Annotated in this window: 24 protein-coding genes; 10 read left to right on the top strand and 14 right to left on the bottom strand. The window is 64.3% G+C overall.

Features of this window, described 5'->3' with window-relative positions:
• Positions 1-3: 3 nt before the first annotated feature.
• From BG457_RS05860 to BG457_RS05850, 3 genes are read right to left on the bottom strand one after another with little or no spacing between them, the layout of a single operon-like run.
• A complete protein-coding gene (locus BG457_RS05860) occupies positions 4-936 on the bottom strand; it encodes an ornithine cyclodeaminase family protein (protein ID WP_071796107.1) in 933 nt (310 codons plus the stop codon).
• Positions 937-957: 21 nt separating this feature from the next.
• The gene (gene fghA, locus BG457_RS05855; protein WP_071796106.1) at positions 958-1788 is read right to left on the bottom strand and encodes an S-formylglutathione hydrolase; all 831 of its coding nucleotides are present in this window, start codon (positions 1786-1788) and stop codon (positions 958-960) included.
• A gap of 23 nt (positions 1789-1811) precedes the next feature.
• Positions 1812-2741, bottom strand: coding sequence for an AEC family transporter (locus BG457_RS05850; protein WP_071796105.1), 930 nt, complete (start codon positions 2739-2741; stop codon positions 1812-1814).
• A gap of 97 nt (positions 2742-2838) precedes the next feature.
• On the opposite strand from BG457_RS05850, the gene BG457_RS05845 reads away from it, so the two are divergent.
• A complete protein-coding gene (locus BG457_RS05845; RefSeq protein ID WP_071796104.1) occupies positions 2839-3456 on the top strand; it encodes a TetR/AcrR family transcriptional regulator in 618 nt (205 codons plus the stop codon).
• On the opposite strand, the gene BG457_RS05840 is transcribed toward BG457_RS05845, so the two are convergent.
• The 4 genes from BG457_RS05840 to BG457_RS05825 all read right to left on the bottom strand — a co-directional run bounded on the left by BG457_RS05840 (position 3444) and on the right by BG457_RS05825 (position 5608).
• Positions 3444-4205 (bottom strand): glycerophosphodiester phosphodiesterase family protein, encoded by a 762-nt coding sequence (locus BG457_RS05840; RefSeq protein WP_071796103.1) that lies wholly within the window; start codon positions 4203-4205, stop codon positions 3444-3446. The two genes, BG457_RS05845 and BG457_RS05840, sit on opposite strands and share 13 nt — an antisense overlap.
• Positions 4198-4662 carry a RidA family protein gene (locus tag BG457_RS05835; protein WP_071796102.1) on the bottom strand — a complete coding sequence of 155 codons (465 nt, stop codon included), beginning with the start codon at positions 4660-4662 and terminating at the stop codon, positions 4198-4200. Before BG457_RS05835 ends, BG457_RS05840 begins: the two co-directional genes overlap by 8 nt.
• Positions 4663-4723: 61 nt before the next feature.
• Positions 4724-5302, bottom strand: coding sequence for a hypothetical protein (locus BG457_RS05830; RefSeq protein WP_139257567.1), 579 nt, complete (start codon positions 5300-5302; stop codon positions 4724-4726).
• Between the two features lie 15 nt (positions 5303-5317).
• Positions 5318-5608 (bottom strand): hypothetical protein, encoded by a 291-nt coding sequence (locus BG457_RS05825; protein ID WP_139257566.1) that lies wholly within the window; start codon positions 5606-5608, stop codon positions 5318-5320.
• A gap of 287 nt (positions 5609-5895) precedes the next feature.
• On the opposite strand from BG457_RS05825, the gene BG457_RS05820 reads away from it, so the two are divergent.
• On the top strand, positions 5896-6540 hold the full coding sequence (locus BG457_RS05820) for a hypothetical protein (RefSeq protein ID WP_071796099.1): 645 nt from the start codon (positions 5896-5898) through the stop codon (positions 6538-6540).
• Positions 6541-6612: 72 nt separating this feature from the next.
• Here the strand turns inward: BG457_RS05820 and BG457_RS05815 are convergent, their stop codons facing one another.
• A complete protein-coding gene (locus tag BG457_RS05815) occupies positions 6613-8256 on the bottom strand; it encodes a CTP synthase (protein ID WP_071796098.1) in 1644 nt (547 codons plus the stop codon).
• A 147-nt stretch (positions 8257-8403) separates the two neighbouring features.
• Entirely contained in the window at positions 8404-8766 is a 363-nt protein-coding gene (gene secG, locus BG457_RS05810; protein ID WP_071796097.1) for a preprotein translocase subunit SecG, read from the bottom strand.
• A gap of 169 nt (positions 8767-8935) precedes the next feature.
• Here secG and BG457_RS05805 point away from each other — a divergent pair, with 169 nt between their 5' ends.
• Positions 8936-10228: an adenylosuccinate synthase gene (locus BG457_RS05805; RefSeq protein WP_071796096.1), complete on the top strand. Its 1293-nt coding sequence runs from the start codon at positions 8936-8938 to the stop codon at positions 10226-10228.
• A complete protein-coding gene (locus tag BG457_RS05800) occupies positions 10228-10452 on the top strand; it encodes a DUF2842 domain-containing protein (RefSeq protein ID WP_071796095.1) in 225 nt (74 codons plus the stop codon). The genes BG457_RS05805 and BG457_RS05800 overlap by 1 nt, the downstream gene beginning before the upstream one ends.
• 35 nt (positions 10453-10487) lie before the next feature.
• On the opposite strand, the gene BG457_RS05795 is transcribed toward BG457_RS05800, so the two are convergent.
• From BG457_RS05795 to BG457_RS05780, 4 genes are all read right to left on the bottom strand, one after another.
• Entirely contained in the window at positions 10488-11582 is a 1095-nt protein-coding gene (locus tag BG457_RS05795) for a THUMP domain-containing class I SAM-dependent RNA methyltransferase (RefSeq protein WP_071796094.1), read from the bottom strand.
• A 181-nt stretch (positions 11583-11763) separates the two neighbouring features.
• Entirely contained in the window at positions 11764-12051 is a 288-nt protein-coding gene (locus BG457_RS05790) for a 4a-hydroxytetrahydrobiopterin dehydratase (RefSeq protein ID WP_071796093.1), read from the bottom strand.
• Positions 12044-13225, bottom strand: coding sequence for a GNAT family N-acetyltransferase (locus tag BG457_RS05785; protein ID WP_071796092.1), 1182 nt, complete (start codon positions 13223-13225; stop codon positions 12044-12046). The genes BG457_RS05790 and BG457_RS05785 overlap by 8 nt, the downstream gene beginning before the upstream one ends.
• On the bottom strand, positions 13225-13713 hold the full coding sequence (locus BG457_RS05780) for a peroxiredoxin (protein WP_071796091.1): 489 nt from the start codon (positions 13711-13713) through the stop codon (positions 13225-13227). The genes BG457_RS05785 and BG457_RS05780 overlap by 1 nt, the downstream gene beginning before the upstream one ends.
• An 82-nt stretch (positions 13714-13795) precedes the next feature.
• Between BG457_RS05780 and BG457_RS05775 the strand changes: the two genes are divergently transcribed.
• From BG457_RS05775 to BG457_RS05765, 3 genes are read left to right on the top strand one after another with little or no spacing between them, the layout of a single operon-like run.
• Positions 13796-14998 carry an NAD(P)/FAD-dependent oxidoreductase gene (locus tag BG457_RS05775; RefSeq protein WP_071796090.1) on the top strand — a complete coding sequence of 401 codons (1203 nt, stop codon included), beginning with the start codon at positions 13796-13798 and terminating at the stop codon, positions 14996-14998.
• Complete coding sequence (gene rsmD / locus BG457_RS05770) at positions 14995-15558, top strand: 16S rRNA (guanine(966)-N(2))-methyltransferase RsmD (protein WP_071796089.1); 564 nt, start codon at positions 14995-14997, stop codon at positions 15556-15558. The genes BG457_RS05775 and rsmD overlap by 4 nt, the downstream gene beginning before the upstream one ends.
• Positions 15555-16202, top strand: coding sequence for an HAD family hydrolase (locus BG457_RS05765; protein WP_071796088.1), 648 nt, complete (start codon positions 15555-15557; stop codon positions 16200-16202). The genes rsmD and BG457_RS05765 overlap by 4 nt, the downstream gene beginning before the upstream one ends.
• A gap of 48 nt (positions 16203-16250) precedes the next feature.
• On the opposite strand, the gene BG457_RS05760 is transcribed toward BG457_RS05765, so the two are convergent.
• A complete protein-coding gene (locus tag BG457_RS05760; protein ID WP_071796087.1) occupies positions 16251-17909 on the bottom strand; it encodes a thiamine pyrophosphate-binding protein in 1659 nt (552 codons plus the stop codon).
• A 226-nt stretch (positions 17910-18135) separates the two neighbouring features.
• On the opposite strand from BG457_RS05760, the gene BG457_RS05755 reads away from it, so the two are divergent.
• Genes BG457_RS05755 through BG457_RS05745 form a run of 3 tightly spaced genes read left to right on the top strand, consistent with a single transcriptional unit; the run spans position 18136 to position 20164 of the window.
• Positions 18136-18867, top strand: a complete 732-nt coding sequence (locus BG457_RS05755; protein ID WP_071796086.1) for a competence/damage-inducible protein A — start codon at positions 18136-18138, stop codon at positions 18865-18867.
• Between the two features lie 41 nt (positions 18868-18908).
• Positions 18909-19601 carry a GNAT family N-acetyltransferase gene (locus tag BG457_RS05750; RefSeq protein ID WP_071796119.1) on the top strand — a complete coding sequence of 231 codons (693 nt, stop codon included), beginning with the start codon at positions 18909-18911 and terminating at the stop codon, positions 19599-19601.
• The gene (locus BG457_RS05745; RefSeq protein ID WP_071796085.1) at positions 19598-20164 is read left to right on the top strand and encodes a peroxidase-related enzyme; all 567 of its coding nucleotides are present in this window, start codon (positions 19598-19600) and stop codon (positions 20162-20164) included. The genes BG457_RS05750 and BG457_RS05745 overlap by 4 nt, the downstream gene beginning before the upstream one ends.
• Positions 20165-20197 lie beyond the last annotated feature (33 nt).

The raw sequence follows: 20197 nt of genomic DNA, 5'->3' as shown, positions 1-20197 counted from the left end.
GTTTCAAGATGGTTTTTGCATACAATCTTTCCATATCGAAAAAATATACTCACTGATCATCAGGTCAAGATGCGCGCCACCGCCATTTTTGCAGATGGTAATGGCCTCTTCGTCGGGTCTTGCGAATTGCCCGGCGGGGTAATCATAATAATCGGCCTGAATGTCCGAGGCTGCGATAATGCCGCGAGAAATCGGGTCTTTCAATTCGCCGATATGCCCGATTGTCGTCGCGCGGCTGTCGACGAAAAGCGTTGCACGCTGCAGGGCCAGGTCATCCACTTCGCGCATATCTGGGCGGAAAGCGCCTATTAAATCAAGGTGTTGACCGGGCTTTAACCACTCGCCCCGGATCAGGGGGGATTTGCTCATTGTGGCGGTGCAGATGATATCGGCGCCGCTGACGGCGGTTTCCAGATCGGCCTCGGCGCGGATATTCTTCAGATCGCGCGTGAATTGGATTGCGCTGTCTGGCTTGCGCGCCCAGATCGTGAATTGCGCCTGCGGGAATACCGCGCGATAGGCGTCATACATGCTGCGCGCGACAGTGCCCGCGCCGATGAGCGTAATCTTGCCACTTTCAGGCCGGGCCAGATGGCGCGCGGCAAACAGGCTGTCGGCGGCGGTTTTCCATTTGGTGACAAGGTGAAAATCGAGAATCGCGTCAAGCTGCCCGTCCGTATTGGAATAGAGCGCGACACTGCCATTGACCGCAGGCAGATTGCGCGACGGATTGGCGGGAAAAACCGTCGCGGTTTTCACCAGCGCGCCCAGCCCCGCGATCCAGGCCGCGCGCGACAGAAGCGTGTCCTCGCGCTGGTAGAGGAAGGTGTCATTCAGCTGCGCTTCGGGCAGGGAATGACCCTTTGCGATTGCCTCTAGCGCCGCGATCCAGTCCAGATGCGGTTCAATATCGGCGGTGATGTGGCAAAGGGTCATTTTCAGGGCCTTTCAGTGGGGTTATTCGGTCAGGGCCTGTGCATGAAAGGATATATGATCCCCGATAAAGCTGGAGACAAAGAAATAGCTGTGATCATAGCCCTGCTGCATGCGGAATATTCCCGGCTGGCGGCGGGCATTCATCGCCTCGGCCAGCGCCTCGGGGCGCAGCAGGTCAAGGAATTGATCCTGACTGCCCTGATCGATCAGCACCTGCCCGCGAAAGCCGGTCTCGCGCATCAGGAGCGTCGCGTCATGGGCGGCCCATGCGGCCTGATCTTCGCCCAGATAGGCGGTGAACTGTTTGCGGCCCCAGTCGCTCTCGGTGGGGTTGGCGATCGGGGCAAAGGCTGAAACCGAGGCGAAACGACCTTGCAGGCGCATGGCAAGGGTCAGCGCGCCATGGCCGCCCATGGAATGCCCGGTGATCGCCTGCCGCCCCTCATCGAGCGGGAAATTCGCCATCAGCACGCCGGGGAGTTCGGTCGCGATATAGTCCCACATGCGGAAATGCGGCGACCACGGGTCTTGCGTGGCGTTGACATAGAAACCCGCGCCCTGTCCCAGATCATAGGCGGGATCATCCGCCACGCCTTCGCCGCGCGGCGAGGTGTCGGGGAAGACGATTGCCAGCCCGGCTTGGGCCGCATAGCCTTGGGCATGGGCCTTGGTCATGGCGTTTTCATGGGTGCAGGTCAGCCCCGAGAGATACCACAGCAGCGGCACTGGCCCGCGCGCGGCTTGCGGCGGCAGATAGAGGCCGAAGGTCATCGCGCCCCCGGTTGCGCTGGACTGGTGGCGATAGACGCCCTGCACGCCGCCGAAACAGCGGTTCTCCGAGAGGGTTTCCATGAGGTTCTCCTTTTGTCGTTGGTCTAGAAGCCTGTGACCCATGCAATCACGACGGGCACAGTTGCGATGCTCAGAAGCGTCGAGACGAGGATCGTGGCCGACACGCGGGCGGGGCCGGCATTGTAATGCTGGGCCAGAATGAAGACATTGCCCGCCACCGGCAGGGCCGCAGCGGCGATCAGGACGCCCGCCACCTGCGGTTCGACCCGGAACAGGACAAGCGCTGCGACGGCGGTCAGCGCCGGGTGCAGCACCAGCTTGCCGAAAGACAGCCATGTGACGATGGCGAGGCGTTCCACCTTCTTGTCGGCGAGCGAGGCGCCGATGGCGAAGAGCGCGCAAGGGGTGGCGGCGGCGCCCAGCAGGGTCAGGAAGTCATTGGCGATCCTGGGCACGCCGAGGCCGGTGCCGGACCATGCGATCCCCAGCGCCATGGCCACAACCATCGGATTTTTCAGCACCGCCACCGTCAATTTGCGCGGCAGGCTGCGGTCGATGCGGCCATCGCGCGAGAGGGTGATGATCATGGTGAACAGGGAGGAGAACACGATCAGGTCGATGGTCAGGATCAGAAGCACGGTCGGCACCGAGCCGGGGCCAAGCAGCACCACCAGCAGCGGCACGCCCAGAAAGCCGGTATTGCCGATGATCGTGCAATGCGCCTCGATCAGGGCTTCTTCCATGCGTGCTCGGCGCAGGAAGGCAATCGCCATGACCAGCAGATAGAGCATCGCGCAGGCGAGCAAATAGGCCGCGGCGGCGCGTGCATCGAGCAGATCGGCCAGTGTCAGATTGGCGGCGAGGCCGAAAAGCATGGCCGAAAGCGCGAAATAGAACACGAATTTCGTCAGATAGGCGGTTGCCTCGGGCGGGAAGAAACCGGATCGGCCTGCGCCAAAGCCCAGCCCGATCAGGCCGAAAAAGGGCAGGGTCTTGAGGAAGATCTCGATCATATCCTGAACGTGTTAACATGCGATTCGCGGCACTTCCAGTCAGTGCCGCTTTTCCTTTGCGGCGCAAGGCACTATCTAGAGGTTGACAGGAGGAGCGATGACGATCTCAGCCATGATTAACCGCCAGGGTCGCAAATATGATCAGGTGCTTGACGGCGCGCGCGCAGTCTTTGTCGAAATGGGCTATGAGCGTGCCAGCGTTGACGAGATCGCGCGTGTGGCGGGGGTGTCGAAAGCCACGCTCTACAGCTATTTCCCCGAAAAGCGGCTTTTGTTCAGCGAAGTCTACCGCACCGAGATCCTGCGGCTGGCGGATTCGGCGGTCGAGTTGACCGATAGCCATCTGCCGCCCGAACGCGCCTTGCGCGATGCCGGGCGGCGGATGCTGGAATATATGATCTCGGATTTCGCGCAGGCGATGTATCGGATCTGCGTGACCGAAACCCCGCGCTTCCCCGAGATTGGCCGCGCCTTTTACGAGAACGGCCCTGAACTGGGGCGCGAGCGGTTGGGGAGCTATCTGCGCGCAGCTTGCGCGCGGGGCGCCTTGCAGATCGAGGATATTGATCTCGCGGCGGATCAGTTTTGCCAGCTTGTGCAGACGACGATCTGTGACCGGCTCTTGTGCGGGGTGCAGAGCGAGGTCACCGAGGCCGAGATTTCGCGGACCGTGGAAGGGGCTGTGACGATGTTTCTGGCGCGCTACGGCAGGTAATTCTCGAAAGTGATGTTCTGCGCGACGGTGCGCGCGGTCTGTTCCTGCGCGGGGCTGCGGATCGTCCAGCACAGGATGGGGATATCGCGCCGGGCCAGTGCGGCGACAGGGGCGGCCCCCAGATCGGTCCAGTCATGCGAGATGAAGCTGCATCCGGCGGTGTCGAAATCGGGGATTGCGGCAAGGGCGCTGCGCCGCTCTGCGGTCAGATCGGGCCAGTCCTCGGGTGCAAAGGCACAGGTGGTCAGCCCGCGTGGGCGGTCCGGGGCGAGGCGGGCCAGCGCGGTGACGCAGGCCGGGTTGAAGGACATCAGCGCCACATCGCCGCGGTAGCCCGCGAGATCGCGCGCAACCGCCTGTTCCAGCACCTCGGGGCCGGGCGAGAGCGTGCCGGTCTGGTCCTTGATCTCGATGAGAAGCGGGGCCTGTCCCGCGACCAGCGTGAGCACCTCGCGCAGGGTTGGGATCGGCTCGGTGCTGCCCCGGAGCGGGATTTGGCTCAATTCCTGCGCGCGGCGCGCGCACACGGGGCCTTGCGCTTCGGTCAGCCGCTCCAGCGTCGCGTCATGGAACACCATCGCCACGCCATCGGCGCTGAGCTGCAGGTCGATCTCGATCCCATAGCCCGCCTGCAGGGCGGCGCGGATGGCGGAAGCCGAGTTTTCCGGCCGGCCTGCACCATGCAGGCCGCGATGCGCGACCGGGCGGGCGAGAAGGCTTGCGGGCAGGCGCGCGGGCTGTTCAGGCAATCTCGAAGATGCCCTCGATTTCCACGGCGACACCAAGCGGCAGGGCAGGGGCCCCGACAGCGGCCCGCGCATGGCGCCCGGCCTCGCCGAAAATCGCGACCATCAGATCCGAGCAGCCATTCACCACCTTGGGCTGGTCGGTGAAATCGGGCGTGCAATTGACGAAACCGGTCAGCTTGACCACGCGCCGCACCCGCGTCAGATCGCCGCCGCAGGCCGCGCGCAGCTGCGCGACCAGCGCCAGCCCACAGGCACGGGCGGCAGTCGTTCCCTGCTCGACGGACAGATCGCTGCCCAGCTTGCCGCAGATCAGCCCGTCCGGCCCGGAACTGATCTGTCCCGAGATGAAGACGAGCGACCCGCTTTGCACGAAGGGGACATAATTTGCCGCAGGCGCAGGCGCTTCGGGCAGCGAGAGGCCAAGTTCGGCCAGGCGGGATTCGATTGCGTTTGTCATGCGCGAGACATGGCATATTTCCACGGCCCGCACAACTGGCGGCGCAGCGCTGGAACATGGGCTACATGAAGCGGCGGATCACCCGTTTCGTCACGCGCAGCGCCATGAGAATCAGCAGGAGCAGCAGGAACACCCCGGCCATGTAGCCCACCAGCATGGACAGCAGCCAGACCATGATTTCCTGACCGTCGGCGCTGGGCGGTTGCAACAGGCCGATGACCAGCACATTGATCAGGCCCGACAGCAACCCGACCAGCATGATCACGCGCCATTCGAGCGCCATATGGTCATCGGGCCGGGCCAGACAGGCCCTGATGATCCAGAAACTGGCCGGTGCGCTGAACAGAAAGGTTGCCTTGATTGCCAGATGGGTCAGGGACAGCGGATCATGACCCGGATCGATGAGGTGCATGGCAAAGAGCAGCAGCGCGGTCGGGGCCATGATGACCACGCTCCAGAGCCCGAAATACCAGGCGCAGAGCACGCGCAGGCCATGGATCGGAAACACCAGAAGGACGGGGGCCAGATCCCCGATCAGCGCATATTGCAGCGGCTGGATCGCATGGATCTGCAGCGCGTGGAGCGCGAAATGCAGGATCAGATAGCACAGCGCGGCGATGGCGATGACGCGAACCATCACGCGCCCGCAATGCTGTCAGAAATGCGGGGATAATCGATAGCGGCCTGTTTTGTAGCCATCGGCATGCTGGATCAGTCCACGCTTCAGGAGGGAGCGCAGCGCGCGGTGGAAGGACGCTTTGGGCACATCCGCAAGGAGCGGGTGTTCCATGAGTGATTCCGTTCTGACATCGCTTTGTCCTTCTCTGCTCAAGGCACCCAAGACTGCGAGGATATCGCGTTCCAGAGGCAGGGCGTCCTCCAGTCCAAGATCCCGCTGCAGGCCGGCAACCATTTCCAGAAGTTGCGCCAGTGTTTTTAGACTCACCCGTTCAGTTCTCCTCCGTTAGGTGCGGTTATGGTACTTTGCAGGGGGTTGCAACCACATGATTTTGTGACTTCATCCGGAAATCACGGTTATTTGGTATCATACTTATTGATAAAACGATATCCTTTCAAAGGATTAAATGTCGCATCTGGCGATCACAACCACAGGTAGATTTATATGTTAAAAATACTCTTGACTGCCTTTGGTATCAATATGATACTTCGTTAAGAACACTTTAAGGTTGAATCCTTGGGGGTGCTCGTGCGGAATGCGTTGGGGATACGGCAATGCTGCTCGAAGCAATAGATCGGAAGTTCGGCATGGACGCGTCGCGTATCCATTTTCCCGATTTCCCGCAGCGTGCCGCGCTGGCGGACTGGACCGTGTATCTTTTCACGCAGAGCGATGAAGAGACCCGTTTTCTGCGGGGGCGCATCTATGAGAGTGGCGGGATGTCCATTCACCTGCGCAATGATGAGCAACTGTTCGATCAGGCGCTGAAGAATGTGCATTCACGCTGCATGCTGTTTCTGGAGCGCAGCGAGAGCGAGGACATGAACAGTTTCATCACCCGCTGCCTGCGGATCCGCGAGCAGGCGCCGATGATGCCGATCATCCTGATCTCGTCTTCTTTCACCTATGACGAGTTCTCGACCACACGTCTGGCGATCTGCGATGCGTCTCTGCGCATGCCGCTGATGCGCAGCAGTTTCGACCATGCCATGCAGCTGGCGGTGCAGAACAATGAAATCTACTGCGCCCGTCTGGGGATCGAGACTGACCGCGAATCCACACCCGGTCTGCCGCTGGCGCAGCCGGGCGCATGGCCGGATGAGGAGAAGCGCTGGTTGCAGCCTGCGATGCTGCTGGGGCTGATCCTGCTCCTGGCCCTGCCCTTCTGGGCCGGGCTGATCACCTATCTGATAAGGTAGTCCCTCGTTATCCACTATCAGGCAGGTTGCAGGACCGCGCGGGAGACCGGCGGTCCTGTTTCATTCCGGCGCTCACACCAGACGCGACACCTCGACCGCCGCGCGCACGAAATCGGCGAAAAGCGGGTGCGGGTCGAAGGGTTTGGATTTCAGCTCGGGGTGGAACTGGACGCCGATGAACCAGGGGTGGCCCTCATGCTCGACGATCTCGGGCAGTTTGCCATCCGGTGACATGCCCGAAAAGGTCAGGCCACGCCCTTCCAGCGCCTCGCGGAACTTCGTGTCCACTTCATAGCGGTGGCGGTGGCGTTCCTCGATGGCGGTGCTGCCATAGATCTGGGCCACGCGCGAGCCTTCGCGCAGCGTCGCGTTATAGGCCCCGAGCCGCATCGTGCCGCCCTTGTCATCGCCGAGTTTGCGCTCGACCTTGTGATTGCCCTGCACCCATTCTTTCAGGTGATAGACCACGGGGGTAAAGCGTTTCTTGCCCGCCTCATGGTCGAATTCCTCGGATCCGGCATCGGTGATCTCGGCGAGATTGCGCGCGGCCTCGATCACCGCCATCTGCATGCCCAGACAGATGCCGAAATAGGGGATCTTCTTGGTCCGGGCATAGGTGGCGGCGCGGATCTTGCCCTCGGTGCCGCGTTCGCCGAAACCGCCGGGCACAAGGATCGCATGGAAATTTTCCAGATGGGGGCCCGGGTCTTCGCTGTCGAACACACTCGCGTCGATCCATTCGACCTGCACGCGCACGCGATTGGCGATACCGCCATGCACCAGCGCTTCCTTGATCGATTTATAGGCGTCCTCAAGCTGGACATATTTGCCGACAATGGCGATCCGCACCGTGCCTTCGGGGTTTTTCAGCCGGTCGATCACATCTTCCCAGCGCTCCAGATTGGGGCGCGGCGCGGGGGTGATGCCGAAAGCATCGAGCACCGCCTGATCCAGCCCCGCCGCGTGATAGGCCAGCGGCGCTTCATAGATCGAACTCAGGTCATAGGCCGGGATCACCGCATCGGGGCGCACATTGCAAAACAGCGCGATCTTCTGGCGTTCTTTCTCGGGGATGGGCTGTTCCGAGCGGCAGACCAGCACATCGGGGGCAATCCCGATACTTTGCAATTCCTTGACCGAATGCTGCGTGGGTTTGGTTTTCAGCTCTCCGCTCGCTGCCAGATAGGGCAGGAGCGTCAGATGCATGAAGATGCATTGCCCGCGCGGGCGTTCATGGCTGAACTGGCGGATGGCCTCGAAAAACGGCAGACCTTCGATATCGCCCACAGTGCCGCCGATTTCGCAGAGCATGAAATCGACCTCATCCTCGCCGATGGCAAGGAATTCCTTGATCTCATTGGTCACATGCGGGACGACCTGAATCGTCTTGCCCAGATAATCGCCGCGGCGTTCCTTCTCCAACACATTGGAATAGATCCGCCCCGAGGAGACCGAATCGGTCTTGCGCGCGGCAACCCCGGTGAAGCGCTCGTAATGGCCGAGATCGAGATCGGTTTCGGCCCCGTCATCGGTGACGAAAACCTCGCCATGCTCGAAAGGTGACATCGTGCCGGGATCGACATTCAGATAGGGATCGAGCTTGCGCAGCCGCACGGTGAAGCCGCGCGCCTGCAGGAGTGCCCCCAGAGCCGCCGAGGCAAGCCCCTTGCCGAGGCTTGAGACCACGCCGCCGGTGATGAAAACATATCGCGCCATGAGGGGCCCCCGTGATTGCTTGAACTGCTCAAGGCTCCGCCGTCACGCGCATCCCATCACGGGAGTCGAGCCATAATCGAGTTTGGAAAAAACCGCAAGATAGGGGCAGGCAAAACCCGCCCCTCCGCTAAGGAATGTGGCTGTCGCTCAGTCTGCGGGCGGCGGGGCCAGCGTGTCATCCGCCACCGAGGGCGGCAGCAGGCTGTCGCCTGCGGGCAGGCTGGGCGCTGCGGGCGCGCTGGGTGCCGTGGGCACGCCAAGCCGGTCGAGGACCGAAGTGGTCGCCGATTGCTGCGCGGCCAGAATCGTCAGCGTCAGCGAGGTCGCGATGAAGGCCGCGGCCAGACCCCAGGTCAGTTTCGCCATGGCCGTCAGGGGCGGACGCCCCGCGCTCGGGTTGCCATCACCCCCGCCAATGCCAAGCCCGCCCCCTTCGGAGCGCTGCAACAGCACGACGCCGATCAGCACCAGCGCCAGCAAGAGATGGACAATCAGAACGACATTCTGCATCAGGAAACCCGCCTTTGGATCTTCGGGTCTACTTAGGCGCTGTGCCGCTCTGCCGCAACCCCTGTTTCTTTGTCCGGTTGCGCCCCCTGCGCCACTATTTCGGGTTTCACCCGGCACGCGCTGCGGATAGAAGGGCTGTCGGATTGCATGATCGCGGAAGGGATGCAGGATGGCCAATGTCGTTGTGGTCGGCGCGCAATGGGGCGACGAGGGGAAGGGCAAGATCGTGGACTGGCTCTCGGAACGCGCCGATGTGGTGGCGCGGTTTCAGGGCGGGCATAATGCGGGCCATACGCTCGTGATTGACGGCAAGGTCTACAAGCTGAATGCGCTGCCTTCGGGCGTGGTGCGCGGCGGCAAGCTGTCGGTCATTGGCAACGGGGTCGTTCTGGACCCCTGGCATCTGATCAAGGAAATCGAAACGATTCGCGCACAGGGCGTCGAAATCACGCCTGAAACGCTGATGATTGCCGAGAACACGCCGCTGATCCTGCCGTTTCATGGCGAGCTGGACCGCGCGCGCGAGGCGCAGAATGCGGTGGCCAAGATCGGCACCACCGGGCGCGGGATCGGCCCGGCCTATGAGGATAAGGTGGGCCGCCGCGTGATCCGCGTGGCTGATCTGGCCGATGAGGCGACCTTGCAGACCCGCGTGGACCGGGCTTTGGTGCATCACAATGCGCTGCGCGCGGGGCTGGGGATGGAGGCGATCGACCGCGAGGCGCTGCTGGTCAGCCTGCGCGAGATCGCGCCGGAATTGCTGAAATATGCAGCCCCCGTCTGGAAAGTGCTGAATGACAAGCGCCGCGCCGGAAAGCGCATCCTGTTCGAGGGCGCGCAGGGCGCGCTTCTGGATGTGGATTTCGGGACTTATCCTTATGTCACCTCGTCCAATGTGATTGCAGGTCAGGCCGCGACCGGGGTGGGGGTTGGGCCCGGTGCGGTGGATTTCGTCCTCGGCATCGTGAAAGCCTATACGACGCGGGTGGGCGAGGGGCCGTTTCCGACGGAACTCAATGATGAAGATGGCGAGCGGCTGGGCACACGCGGGCGGGAATTCGGCACGGTCACGGGCCGCAAGCGCCGCTGCGGCTGGTTCGATGCCTGTCTGTTGCGCCAGACCTGCGCCACTTCGGGCGTGACCGGGATCGCGCTGACCAAGCTCGATGTGCTGGACGGGTTCGAGACCCTCAAGGTCTGTGTGGGCTATGATCTGGACGGGCAGCGGCTGGATTACCTGCCCACGGCGGCTGACCAACAGGCACGCTGCCGGCCGATCTATGAGGAATTGCCGGGCTGGTCGGAATCGACCGAAGGGGCGCGGTCATGGGCCGATCTGCCTGCGAATGCGATCAAATATGTGCGCCGCGTGGAAGAGTTGATCGACTGCCCGGTGGCGCTGCTGTCCACCTCGCCCGAGCGCGATGACACCATTCTTGTCACCGACCCGTTTGCAGACTGATGGCGCTCTCCTACAAAGCCAGAAAACGCTGGGCGCTGGTGGCGCTGGTGGTGGCGCTGCCGCTTTACATCGTGGTGGCGGTGAATGTGATCGAGCTCTTTGACCGCCCGCCCTTTCTGCTGGAACTGGCGATCTATGTGGCGCTGGGGATTGTCTGGGCGCTGCCGCTGAAGCGGCTGTTCAAGGGGATCGGCCAGCCCGATCCCGATGCACCGCGCAAGTAGGGTGCGTGCTGAGCACGCACCCTACTTACGGCCCCTCACAAGGGCGGGGTCTGGTAGAACTGCACTTTCAGTCCGCCATGCGGCAGGATCGGCCCAGAGGTGAAGGGCAGCCCCGTCACCTGCGCCAGTTTCTTCTCGGATGTCACCAGCCCCACGCGCCAGCCGCTGAACCGCTCTCTCACGACCGCCCCGAGGCTGGCATAGAGCCCGTAAAGCAGTTTCGGATTGCCGATCCGCGCCCCGTAAGGCGGGTTCACCATGATCAATCCAGGCGCAGTGTCGGGGCGGGTCAGCGCACTCAGCGGCTGGCAGGCGAAGGCCGTCACCTCTGCCACACCGGCACGGGCGGCATTGTCGCTGGCGTTTTTCACCGCCCCCTGATCGCGGTCATAGCCGAAGAACTGCCGCGCCACCTTGCGCGGGTTCTGCCTGCGCATCTGGTCCCATGCATTGGCATCAAAACTCGCCAGTTGTTCAAAGCCGAATTCCCGCGCGCGACCGGGGGCAAGCTGCATTGCGATCTCGGCGGCCTCGATCACGAAAGTGCCCGAGCCGCACATCGGGTCGATCACCGGCTGGCTGCCATCGAACCCCATCTGCATCAGAAACGCCGCCGCCATGGTTTCGCGCAAGGGCGCCTTGCCGGTGGCGAGTTTATGCCCGCGCTTGTGCAGCCCTTCGCCCGATGTATCGAGCGAGAAGGTCACCAGATCATCCTCGATCCGCGCCATCAGGCGCAGGGGGGCGTCAGCGGTGACGGGCGTGCCCAGTGTTTCGGTGATCGCGCGGGTGATGCGCTCAGCGGCGGCTTTCTGGTGATAGATGCGCGAGCGGGTGCAACTCACATCGACGCGGATCGGGATATCGGCGCGCAGGGTCTCGCCCCAGGGGAATTTGCGCGCGCGTTTGTCGAGCTGCGCCAGATGCATGGCGCGGAAACTGCCGATGCGCACGAGGACACGGCTGGCCGTGCGCAGCATGAGATTCGCGCGCCAGATATCGGGCCAAGTGCCTGCGGTTTCGACCCCGCCGGGCACCGGGCGCGGATCGCGGAAGCCTAAGCCGCTTGCCTCCATGGCAAGGGTGGGCTCAAGGCCGGGCAGGCAGGCAAGGAAGAGGGAATGGCTCATGATGTGGCGATACGGGGTTTCGCGTCGCCCGGCCAGTGAAAAAGCGCGCCGGATATGGCCCGCGCGCATTGGTGACGGGGGGCGGGCCGTGCGGCCCGTGGCCACTCAGTGAGAGTATTTTTCGGCAAGATGAAGCTCAGGGGGGGAAGCTGGCTGTGGCGCAGGCTGATCGGACCCGGCGCTAGTCTGCGAAGGCATCCATCCTGCGCGCCAGTTTCACATCCAGTTCTGTCAGCCCGCCCGCATCATGCGTGCTCAGCGTCACCTTCACCGTGCGGTAGACATTGAACCATTCCGGGTGGTGGTTCATCTTCTCGGCCACCAGCGCCACGCGGGTCATCCAGCCGAAAGCGGCGTTGAAATCCTTGAAGGTGAATTCCTTGGCGATGGCGTCGCGCCCCTCGACCAGCGCCCAGCCTGTCGCCAGCAGCGGGTCCAGTGCGGTGCGATCTGTCAGCTTTTCAGCCATCCTGTCCTCCGTCGGTTTTGCGGAATGGCGCATATTCCGCCATGACATCCATCTCCTGCGCAATCGCGCGGCGTTCCTCGTCAATGTAGCGCGCGACGGCGCGGTGAAAACCGGCCTCGGGGAAGTAATGCAGCGAATGCACCTCTGAGGGCAGATACCCGCGCGCCAGTTTATGCGTGCCCTGCGCGCCGGCCTCGACCCGCGCGAGCCCCCTTGCAATGGCGAAATCCATCGCCCGGTAATAGCAGAGTTCGAAATGCAGGCAGGGGTGATCCTCGATGCAGCCCCAATAGCGCCCGAAAAGCGTATCCCGCCCGATGAAATTCAGCGCCCCCGCCACAGGCTGCCCGTTGCGGATTGCCAGCAGCAGCAGCGCGTCATCGCGCATATGCGCCTGCACTTCGTCGAAAAACGCCCGCGTCAGATAGGGCGTGCCCCATTTGCGCGCGCCGGTATCCTGATAGAATTGCCAGAAGGCATCCCAATGCTCGGGGCGCAGATCATCCCCGGTCAGCGCGTGGATGGTGCCGCCGAAGCCCTGCGCGGTGGCGCGTTCCTTGCGGATGGTCTTGCGCTTGCGCGACGAGAGCGCGGCGAGAAAGTCACCGAAGCTGCCATAGCCTGGATTTTCCCAGTGGAACTGTTCGGTCACGCGATGCAGCCAGCCCTGTGGCGCGGCGCGTTCCGCCTCTGCGCGGGTGCAGAAGGTGACATGGGCCGAAGACAGGTGATTGTTGCGCGCGATCTGCATCATGGCTTGCAAAAGCGCGGCCATGCCCGGTTCTTCAAACCCCGCGCGGCACAGGAAGCGCCGCCCGGTCGCGGGGGTGAAGGGGGCCGCCACCTGCAGCTTGGGATAATAGCGCCCCCCCGCCCGCGCATAGGCCTGCGCGAAAGCATGGTCGAAGATATACTCGCCCTGCGAATGCGATTTCACATACATCGGCGCGCAGGCCACAAGTGCGTCGCCCTGATGCACCATCAGATAGCGCGGCTCCCAGCCAGTGCCCGGTCCCACCGAGCGCGACACTTCCAGCGCGCGCAGGAAACGCCATGTCGTGAAGGGATCAAGCGCGGGCTGCGCGCCGCCGGGATTGGCGCAGGCGTCCCAGTCAGAGGGGTCCACCTCTGTCAGGCTCTCCGCCAGCGTCACCGTCAGCGCGCAGCCATCCATCACATCGACGCCAGCAGCGCCTCGCCGCCGGACACGTCGCAGACACCGGGGTTTTCCTCGGCCTGCAGGATCGCGACCTTGCCATCCTCGACCAGCATCGCATAGCGTTTCGAGCGGCTGATCAGCCCCACTGCCGGCGCGCTGAAATCCATGCCGACGGCGCGTGTAAACTCGGCGCCCGCATCCGCGAGCAGCGTCACCCCGGCCTTTCCTGCACCGGTCGCCTCGTCCCAGGCGCTCAGCACGAAAGGGTCATTGACGGCGATGCAGATGATTTCATCGACGCCCTTGGCGGCGAAGGCATCGCGGTTCCTGATGAAGCTGGGCATATGCGCTGTGCTGCAGGTTCCGCTGAATGCCCCCGGCAGCGCGAAAATGACAACTTTGCGGCCTTTGGTCAGGCTGGACAATGCAACCTCTTGCGGACCGTCGCTGCCCGATCTCAGCAGCGTGGCCTCTGGCAATGTGTCTCCGGTCGTGATTGTCATGCTTGGCTCCTTGCCCTGTTGCGATTACTTGTGCGTTCAACATAGCTTTGCAGTCGGGCGAAGCCAGAGGGGAAGCGGGCAGATGAACAGAATTGTGGTGATCGGGGCCGGGCAGGCCGGGGCCTCGCTGGTGGCAAAGCTGCGCATGCTCGGCTTTGCAGGCGAGATCACGCTGATCGGCGCGGAACCGGTGCCGCCCTATCAGCGCCCGCCCTTGTCGAAAGCCTATCTCCTGGGCGAGATGACACTGGAGCGGCTGTTCCTGCGGCCCGAAAGTTTCTATGCCGATCAGGGAATTACCTTGCGTCTTGGCCAGCCGGTGAGCGCGATTGACCCTGTGGCCCGCACTGTCACGCTGGGGGGCGAGCTGCTGGAATATGACGCGCTGGCGCTGACCACCGGATCGCTGCCGCGGCACTTGCCCGCGCTGATCGGCGGCGATCTGCCGGGGGTGCATGTGGTGCGCGCTCTTGCCGATGTCGATGCGATGGCGCCCGAATTTCAGCCAGGGCGGCGCGTGGTCATTGTGGGCGGCGGCTATATCGGGCTGGAAGCGGCGGCTGTGGCGGCGAAAAAGGGCCTTGATGTCACCGTGCTGGAAATGGCCCCGCGCATCCTGCAGCGCGTGGCCGCGCCCGAGACCTCGGATGCGATCCGCGCGCTGCATCAGGCGCATGGGGTGAAGATACTGGAAGCCACCGGGCTGGAGCGGATCGAGGGCACGAGCCGCGTCGAGGGCGTGAGCCTGAGCGATGGCAGGCGGCTGGCGGCGGATTTTGTGATCGCAGGCATCGGCATCCTGCCCGACACGGCGCTGGCCGAAGCGGCGGGGCTGGAAATCGAGAACGGGATCAGGACGGATGCGCAGGGCCGCACATCCGACCCGCATATCTGGGCGGCGGGCGACTGCGCCTCTTTCCCGTGGCGGGGCGCGCAGTTGCGGCTGGAATCGGTGCAGAACGCGATTGATCAGGCGGAACTGGTGGCCGCGAATATGTTGGGGGCGGGCAAGGACTATGCGCCGGTGCCGTGGTTCTGGTCGGATCAGTATGATCTGAAACTGCAGATCGCCGGGCTGAATACCGGCTATGACCGGGTGGTGCTGCGCGAGGCCGATGCCCGCAGCCACTGGTATTTCGCGGGCGGGAAGTTCCTTGCGGTCGATGCGCTGAATGACCCGCGCGCCTATATGGTCGGCAAACGCCTGCTGGAACAGGGGAAATCGCCTGAACCCGCGCTGCTGGCCGACCCTGCCACCGACCTCAAACTGTTGTTGAAAGCATGAGGATCATCGGCGGGCGCGCGCGCGGGCTGACGCTGGCGGAGGTTGGTGCAGGCGATGTTCAGGCGCATCTGCGCCCGACCTCGGACCGGGTGCGCGAGGCGATTTTCAACCTGCTGATCAACAGCCTTGGCGTGCCGCTGGACGGCGCGCGGGTGCTGGATCTCTTCGCGGGCACCGGCGCGCTGGGGCTGGAAGCGCTGTCGCGCGGGGCGGCCCATGCCACCTTCGTGGATGATGGTGTGACCGCGCGCGCGCTGCTGCGCCAGAATATCGAGAAGATGCGCGCCATGGGCATCACCAAGCTCTATCGCCGCGATGCGACCGATCTCGGGGCCAATCACGGCGCGGGGTTCACGCTCGTGTTTCTCGATCCGCCCTATGGCAAGGGGCTGGGGCAGGCGGCGCTGGCCTCTGCCCGTGCGGGCGGCTGGCTCGCGCCCGGTGCGACTGTGGTCTGGGAAGAGGCCGCGCCGCAACTGCCGCCCCCCGGTTTTACGCCTCTGGACCAGCGCCGCTATGGCGAAACCCATGTGACATTTCTGCGTGTTGAGGCCCCATGACCCCTGATCTGATCATTTTCGACTGCGACGGCGTGGTGGTGGACAGCGAGGCGGTGACGCAATTGTTGCTGCGCGACGAGCTTGCGCTTCATGGGCTGGAGATGACGGTGGAGGAGGTCACCGGCAGCTTCATCGGCGGCACCATGCATGGCGTGGCCGAGAAGGCGCGCGCGCTTGGCGCGGCCTTGCCTCTGGACTGGGTGGATCTGTTCTATGCAAGGCTCTATGCGCGGCTGGCCGAGGGCACCGAACTGGTGGCGGGCATCACCGGGATATTCGACCGGCTTGAGGCGGCAGGGAGAGCCTATTGCATCGCCTCGAACGGGCGGCTGGCCAAGATGCAGATCACGCTGGGCCAGCATCCTGCGACACTTGCGCGGCTCGCGGGGCGCATCTTCTCTGCCGAACAGGTGCCCGCGCCCAAACCCGCGCCGGATCTCTTCCTGCATGCGGCGCAGAGCCTCGGGCGTAGCCCCGCCGCCTGCATCGTGATCGAGGACAGTGCCACAGGCGCGCGCGCCGCCCGCGCCGCCGGGATGCGTTGCTTCGGCTTCGCGCCCGAGGGCGATGGTGCGCATCTGGCGGCTGAAGGGGCGATTCCGTTTCGGGCCATGAGCGATCTGCCAGAGCTGCTGAAGCTCTGACATTTTCTTGCCCCAAATACTCATCTTCCGCGCGGCCATGCGCCACGCTCACTGGCCCGCGCGGATCTCCTGCAGCGTTTTCCCGGGCGACAGCGCGTCGGGGTCGAGCACCAGTTCGATCACCGCAGGCCGGCCCGCCTCTGTGGCCCGCGCGAAAGCGGCGGCGAAATCGCCCGTCGCCTCGACCCGCTCGCCATGCGCGCCATACGCGCGGGCAAGGGCGGCATAATCGGGGTTGAACATCTGCGTGCCGCTGACGCGCCCCGGATAGGTCTTTTCCTGATGCATGCGGATCGTGCCATATTGGCCGTTATTGCACACCACCACCACGATATTTGCGCCATATTGCCGCGCGGTGGACAGCTCATTCAGCGTCATCTGAAAGCAGCCATCGCCCGCGAAACAGATCACCGGGCGGTCGGGATGTTCCAGTTTCGCGGCAATCGCCGCCGGAAAGCCATAGCCCATCGAGCCGGAGGTGGGCGCGAGATGTCCGGGGAAGGCACGCGCGCGCAGGTAGCGATGCAGGAAGGCTGCGTAATTGCCCGCGCCATTGGTGATGATGGCGTTCTCCGGCAGCGTTTCGGACAGATCATGGATCACCTGTTCCAGCTTGACTGCCCCCGGTGTCTCGCGCGGGCGCAGCCAGTCAAGGTAATCCGCGTGCGCGGCTGTGGTCCATTCGGCCCAGTCGGGATGCGCGGGCGCCGCGCGCCGGGCGAGCCGCGCGATCACATCGACCGCGGGCGCGGCGAGGCCCAGATCGGGGCGGAAGACGCGGCCCAGCTCATCCGGGTCGGGGTGGATGTGGATGATGGTCTTGCCCGGCGCGGCCGGATCGATCAGCTCATAGCCCCCCGTCGCGATATCGCCCAGCCGCGCGCCAAGGACCAGCAGGCAATCGGCGTCCTGCAGCCGCTGCGCCAGTTTCGGGTTCATCCCCACTGCGAGATCGCCTGCGTAATTGGGGTGGCGGTTGTCGATCCGGTCCATCCGGCGGAACGTGGCGCAGACCGGCAGGCCGAAAGTCGTGGCGAATTCCGCCAGCCCCTGTGCGGCCTCGCTGGACCAGACCGAGCCGCCTGCGATCACCAGCGGGCGCTCTGCCTTGCACAGTATCTCCAGCACTGCGTCGATCTGTTCGCTGCAGACCGAGGGCGGCATGGGCGCGACCGGGGGCAGGTCCGGCACATCGGCGCGGGCGGAGAGGATGTTTTCGGGCAGCGCCAGCACGACCGGGCCGGGGCGGCCTGCGCGGGCCTGATGAAAGGCGCGGCTGATATATTCGGGCAGGCGCTCGGTATGGTCCACCTCGGCGGCCCATTTGGCGATGGGTTTGAAAAAGGCGCGGTAATCGACCTCCTGAAACGCCTCGCGGTCGCGGTGGCGGTTGTCGATCTGGCCCACGAAGAGAATGAGTGGCGTCGAATCCTGCTTGGCGACATGGATGCCGCAGGAGGCATTGGTGGCCCCTGGCCCGCGCGTGACAAAGACCACGCCGGGCTGGCCGGTGAGTTTGGCATGCGCCTCGGCCATCATGCAGGCGCCGCCTTCGTGGCGGCAGACGATATTCTCGATGCCCGAGTCGTAAAGCCCGTCCAGCGCGGCCAGAAAGCTCTCGCCCGGCACGGAGAAGACCCGCCGCACGCCCTGCGCCTTCAACTGATCGACCAGAATCTGCCCGCCATGCCGTGCTGTCATGCTCATGTCCTTTCCTGCATCTGCCTTCGGAAACAATGCCCCGGAGCGCCGTTTGTTCCGGCCAGCATAGCGGATGGGCGCGCGAGCAAAAGGAGATATCGCGCGGCCGGGTGTAAGGTGCGTGGTCCACCACGCACCCTACCCGAACGGGGGTTTCGATACACTCGGGCATGGACAGCGGCTCGGCCTCGCATATACCTTGAGGGCAAGACCCGCCACAGGAGCACCGACCATGCCGAACCCAACCGCCGCCATGCTTGTCATCGGGGATGAGATCCTCTCGGGGCGCACGCGCGACGCGAATATGCATTTTCTGGCGGGGGAACTTGCGCAGCGCGGGATTGACCTTTTGGAAGTGCGGATCGTCTCGGACCGCCATGACCGGATCGTGGCCGCGCTCAACGCCTTGCGCGCGGAATATGATCATGTCTTCACCTCGGGCGGGATCGGCCCCACGCATGATGATATCACCGCCGATGCAGTGGCTGCGGCTTTCGGTGTCAGCCTCGATATCCGCGAGGATGCCCGCGCGATCCTTGCCGCGCATTACCAGCGCACCGGGCTGGAATTGAATGCCGCAAGGCTGCGCATGGCGCGGATCCCCGATGGGGCCCAATTGATCGACAATCCGGTTTCCAGCGCGCCGGGCTTCACGCTCGGCAATGTCCATGTCATGGCCGGGGTGCCGGCGGTGTTTCAGGCGATGGTGGCGGCCCTTTTGCCGACGCTCGCGGCGGGGGCCGCGCTTTACAGCCAGTCGCTGACCATCCCGCGCGGCGAGGGCGAGATCGCGGGCCCGTTGCAGGCGCTGGCCTCGGCGCATCCGGAACTGTCGATCGGCTGCTACCCCTATCAGCGCGACGGGGCCTATGGCGCGAATGTCGTGGTGCGCGGGGCCGATCCCGTGCAGGTCGATGCCGCGCTGGTCAAGCTCGCCGATCTCTTCCCCGAGGCGGTGGCGTGAGCCTGCCCGATCCTGCCCGGCTGCCCGACCCCGCCCGGCTGATGGCCGCGCTCGATGCCACCTGGCCCGCGCTTCGGGTCGAGGTCCGGGGCGGCTGGCGCCTGCGCGAGGGCGGTGGCGGGGGCAAGCGGGTCTCTGCGGCCTCTGCGCTGAGCGCGGATGCCGATATTGCGCTGGCGGAGGCCGCGCAACGCGCGCTGGGCCAGACCCCGCTTTTCCGGCTGGGGCCGGAGGATCTGGCACTGGATGCGGCGCTGGCGGGGCGGGGCTACCGGGTGCTGGACCCGTCGCTGCTCTATGCCGCGCCGATTGCCGGTCTGGCGCAGAAGCCGCCCCCGGTGCGGCTCTTCGATATCTGGCCGCCGCTGGCGATCATGCGCGATATCTGGGCCGAGGGCGGGATTGGCCCGGCGCGGCTGGCGGTGATGGCCCGTGCGCGCGCGCCGCGCACGGGCTTTATCGCGCGGATCGAGGATCGCGCCTGCGGCGCGGCTTTCGCCGCGATCCATGACCGGATCGCCATGATCCACGCCATCGAGATCGCGCCGCGCGCGCGGCGCAAGGGCGTCGCCGCGACGCTGATGCGCGGGGCGGCGCATTGGGCCGAAGCGCAGGGGGCGGAGTGGTTTGCGCTGGCCGTGACCGAGGCCAATGCGCCTGCCCGCGCGCTTTACGCTGGGCTGGGGATGCAGATCGCTGGCCGCTACCATTACCGCGAAGGGAGTGCCGCATGAGCGATCTGGTCTGGAAACTCGACCTGCCCCCGATTGATCCGCTGCCCGAACGCACGCAGAAATATCTGGCGATCTGCGAGGAGAAGCTGGGGATCGTGCCGAATGTGCTGCGCGCTTACCTGTTCGACATGGCGAAATTCGACGGGTTCATCGCCATGTATAATGATCTGATGCTGGGCGAGAGCGGGCTCAGCAAGCTGGAGCGCGAGATGATCGCGGTGGTGGTCAGTTCGATCAATCGCTGCTGGTATTGTCAGGTGGCGCATGGCGCGGCGGTGCGGGAATTCTCGGGCGACCCGGCTCTGGGCGAGGCGATGGTGATGAATTACCGCGCCGCCCCTCTGGATGCGCGGACCCGCGCGATGCTGGACTTCGCGGCGCTGGTGACGGAAGCGAGCGCGAAGGTCAGTGAGGCGGATCGGGACGCCTTGCGCGGGCACGGGTTTTCGGAGCGGGATATTTTCGACATCATCGCGGTGGTGGGGTTCTTTTCGATGTCCAATCGCGTGGCCTCGGCGACCGGGATGGAGCCGAACCCGGAGTATCACGCGCGGGCGCGGTGAGTTTGGGGGGAAGGTCGGGGGGCGGCTGCCCCC

Origin of the sequence: Natronohydrobacter thiooxidans (genome assembly GCF_001884735.1) — a bacterium.
GTDB classification, from domain to species: domain Bacteria; phylum Pseudomonadota; class Alphaproteobacteria; order Rhodobacterales; family Rhodobacteraceae; genus Roseinatronobacter; species Roseinatronobacter thiooxidans_A.
This window is presented reverse-complemented; position numbering and strand designations above follow the sequence as displayed.

Excerpts from the sequence above, each read along its gene's own strand:
- BG457_RS05860 (WP_071796107.1), bottom strand. The coding sequence starts at position 936 with ATGACCCTTTGCCACATCACCGCCGATATTGAACCGCATCTGGACTGG.
- fghA (WP_071796106.1), bottom strand. The coding sequence starts at position 1,788 with ATGGAAACCCTCTCGGAGAACCGCTGTTTCGGCGGCGTGCAGGGCGTC.
- BG457_RS05850 (WP_071796105.1), bottom strand. The coding sequence starts at position 2,741 with ATGATCGAGATCTTCCTCAAGACCCTGCCCTTTTTCGGCCTGATCGGG.
- BG457_RS05845 (WP_071796104.1), top strand. The coding sequence starts at position 2,839 with ATGACGATCTCAGCCATGATTAACCGCCAGGGTCGCAAATATGATCAG.
- BG457_RS05835 (WP_071796102.1), bottom strand. The coding sequence starts at position 4,662 with ATGACAAACGCAATCGAATCCCGCCTGGCCGAACTTGGCCTCTCGCTG.
- BG457_RS05820 (WP_071796099.1), top strand. The coding sequence starts at position 5,896 with ATGCTGCTCGAAGCAATAGATCGGAAGTTCGGCATGGACGCGTCGCGT.
- BG457_RS05815 (WP_071796098.1), bottom strand. The coding sequence starts at position 8,256 with ATGGCGCGATATGTTTTCATCACCGGCGGCGTGGTCTCAAGCCTCGGC.
- secG (WP_071796097.1), bottom strand. The coding sequence starts at position 8,766 with ATGCAGAATGTCGTTCTGATTGTCCATCTCTTGCTGGCGCTGGTGCTG.
- BG457_RS05805 (WP_071796096.1), top strand. The coding sequence starts at position 8,936 with ATGGCCAATGTCGTTGTGGTCGGCGCGCAATGGGGCGACGAGGGGAAG.
- BG457_RS05800 (WP_071796095.1), top strand. The coding sequence starts at position 10,228 with ATGGCGCTCTCCTACAAAGCCAGAAAACGCTGGGCGCTGGTGGCGCTG.
- BG457_RS05795 (WP_071796094.1), bottom strand. The coding sequence starts at position 11,582 with ATGAGCCATTCCCTCTTCCTTGCCTGCCTGCCCGGCCTTGAGCCCACC.
- BG457_RS05790 (WP_071796093.1), bottom strand. The coding sequence starts at position 12,051 with ATGGCTGAAAAGCTGACAGATCGCACCGCACTGGACCCGCTGCTGGCG.
- BG457_RS05785 (WP_071796092.1), bottom strand. The coding sequence starts at position 13,225 with ATGGATGGCTGCGCGCTGACGGTGACGCTGGCGGAGAGCCTGACAGAG.
- BG457_RS05780 (WP_071796091.1), bottom strand. The coding sequence starts at position 13,713 with ATGACAATCACGACCGGAGACACATTGCCAGAGGCCACGCTGCTGAGA.
- BG457_RS05775 (WP_071796090.1), top strand. The coding sequence starts at position 13,796 with ATGAACAGAATTGTGGTGATCGGGGCCGGGCAGGCCGGGGCCTCGCTG.
- rsmD (WP_071796089.1), top strand. The coding sequence starts at position 14,995 with ATGAGGATCATCGGCGGGCGCGCGCGCGGGCTGACGCTGGCGGAGGTT.
- BG457_RS05765 (WP_071796088.1), top strand. The coding sequence starts at position 15,555 with ATGACCCCTGATCTGATCATTTTCGACTGCGACGGCGTGGTGGTGGAC.
- BG457_RS05760 (WP_071796087.1), bottom strand. The coding sequence starts at position 17,909 with ATGAGCATGACAGCACGGCATGGCGGGCAGATTCTGGTCGATCAGTTG.
- BG457_RS05755 (WP_071796086.1), top strand. The coding sequence starts at position 18,136 with ATGCCGAACCCAACCGCCGCCATGCTTGTCATCGGGGATGAGATCCTC.
- BG457_RS05750 (WP_071796119.1), top strand. The coding sequence starts at position 18,909 with ATGGCCGCGCTCGATGCCACCTGGCCCGCGCTTCGGGTCGAGGTCCGG.
- BG457_RS05745 (WP_071796085.1), top strand. The coding sequence starts at position 19,598 with ATGAGCGATCTGGTCTGGAAACTCGACCTGCCCCCGATTGATCCGCTG.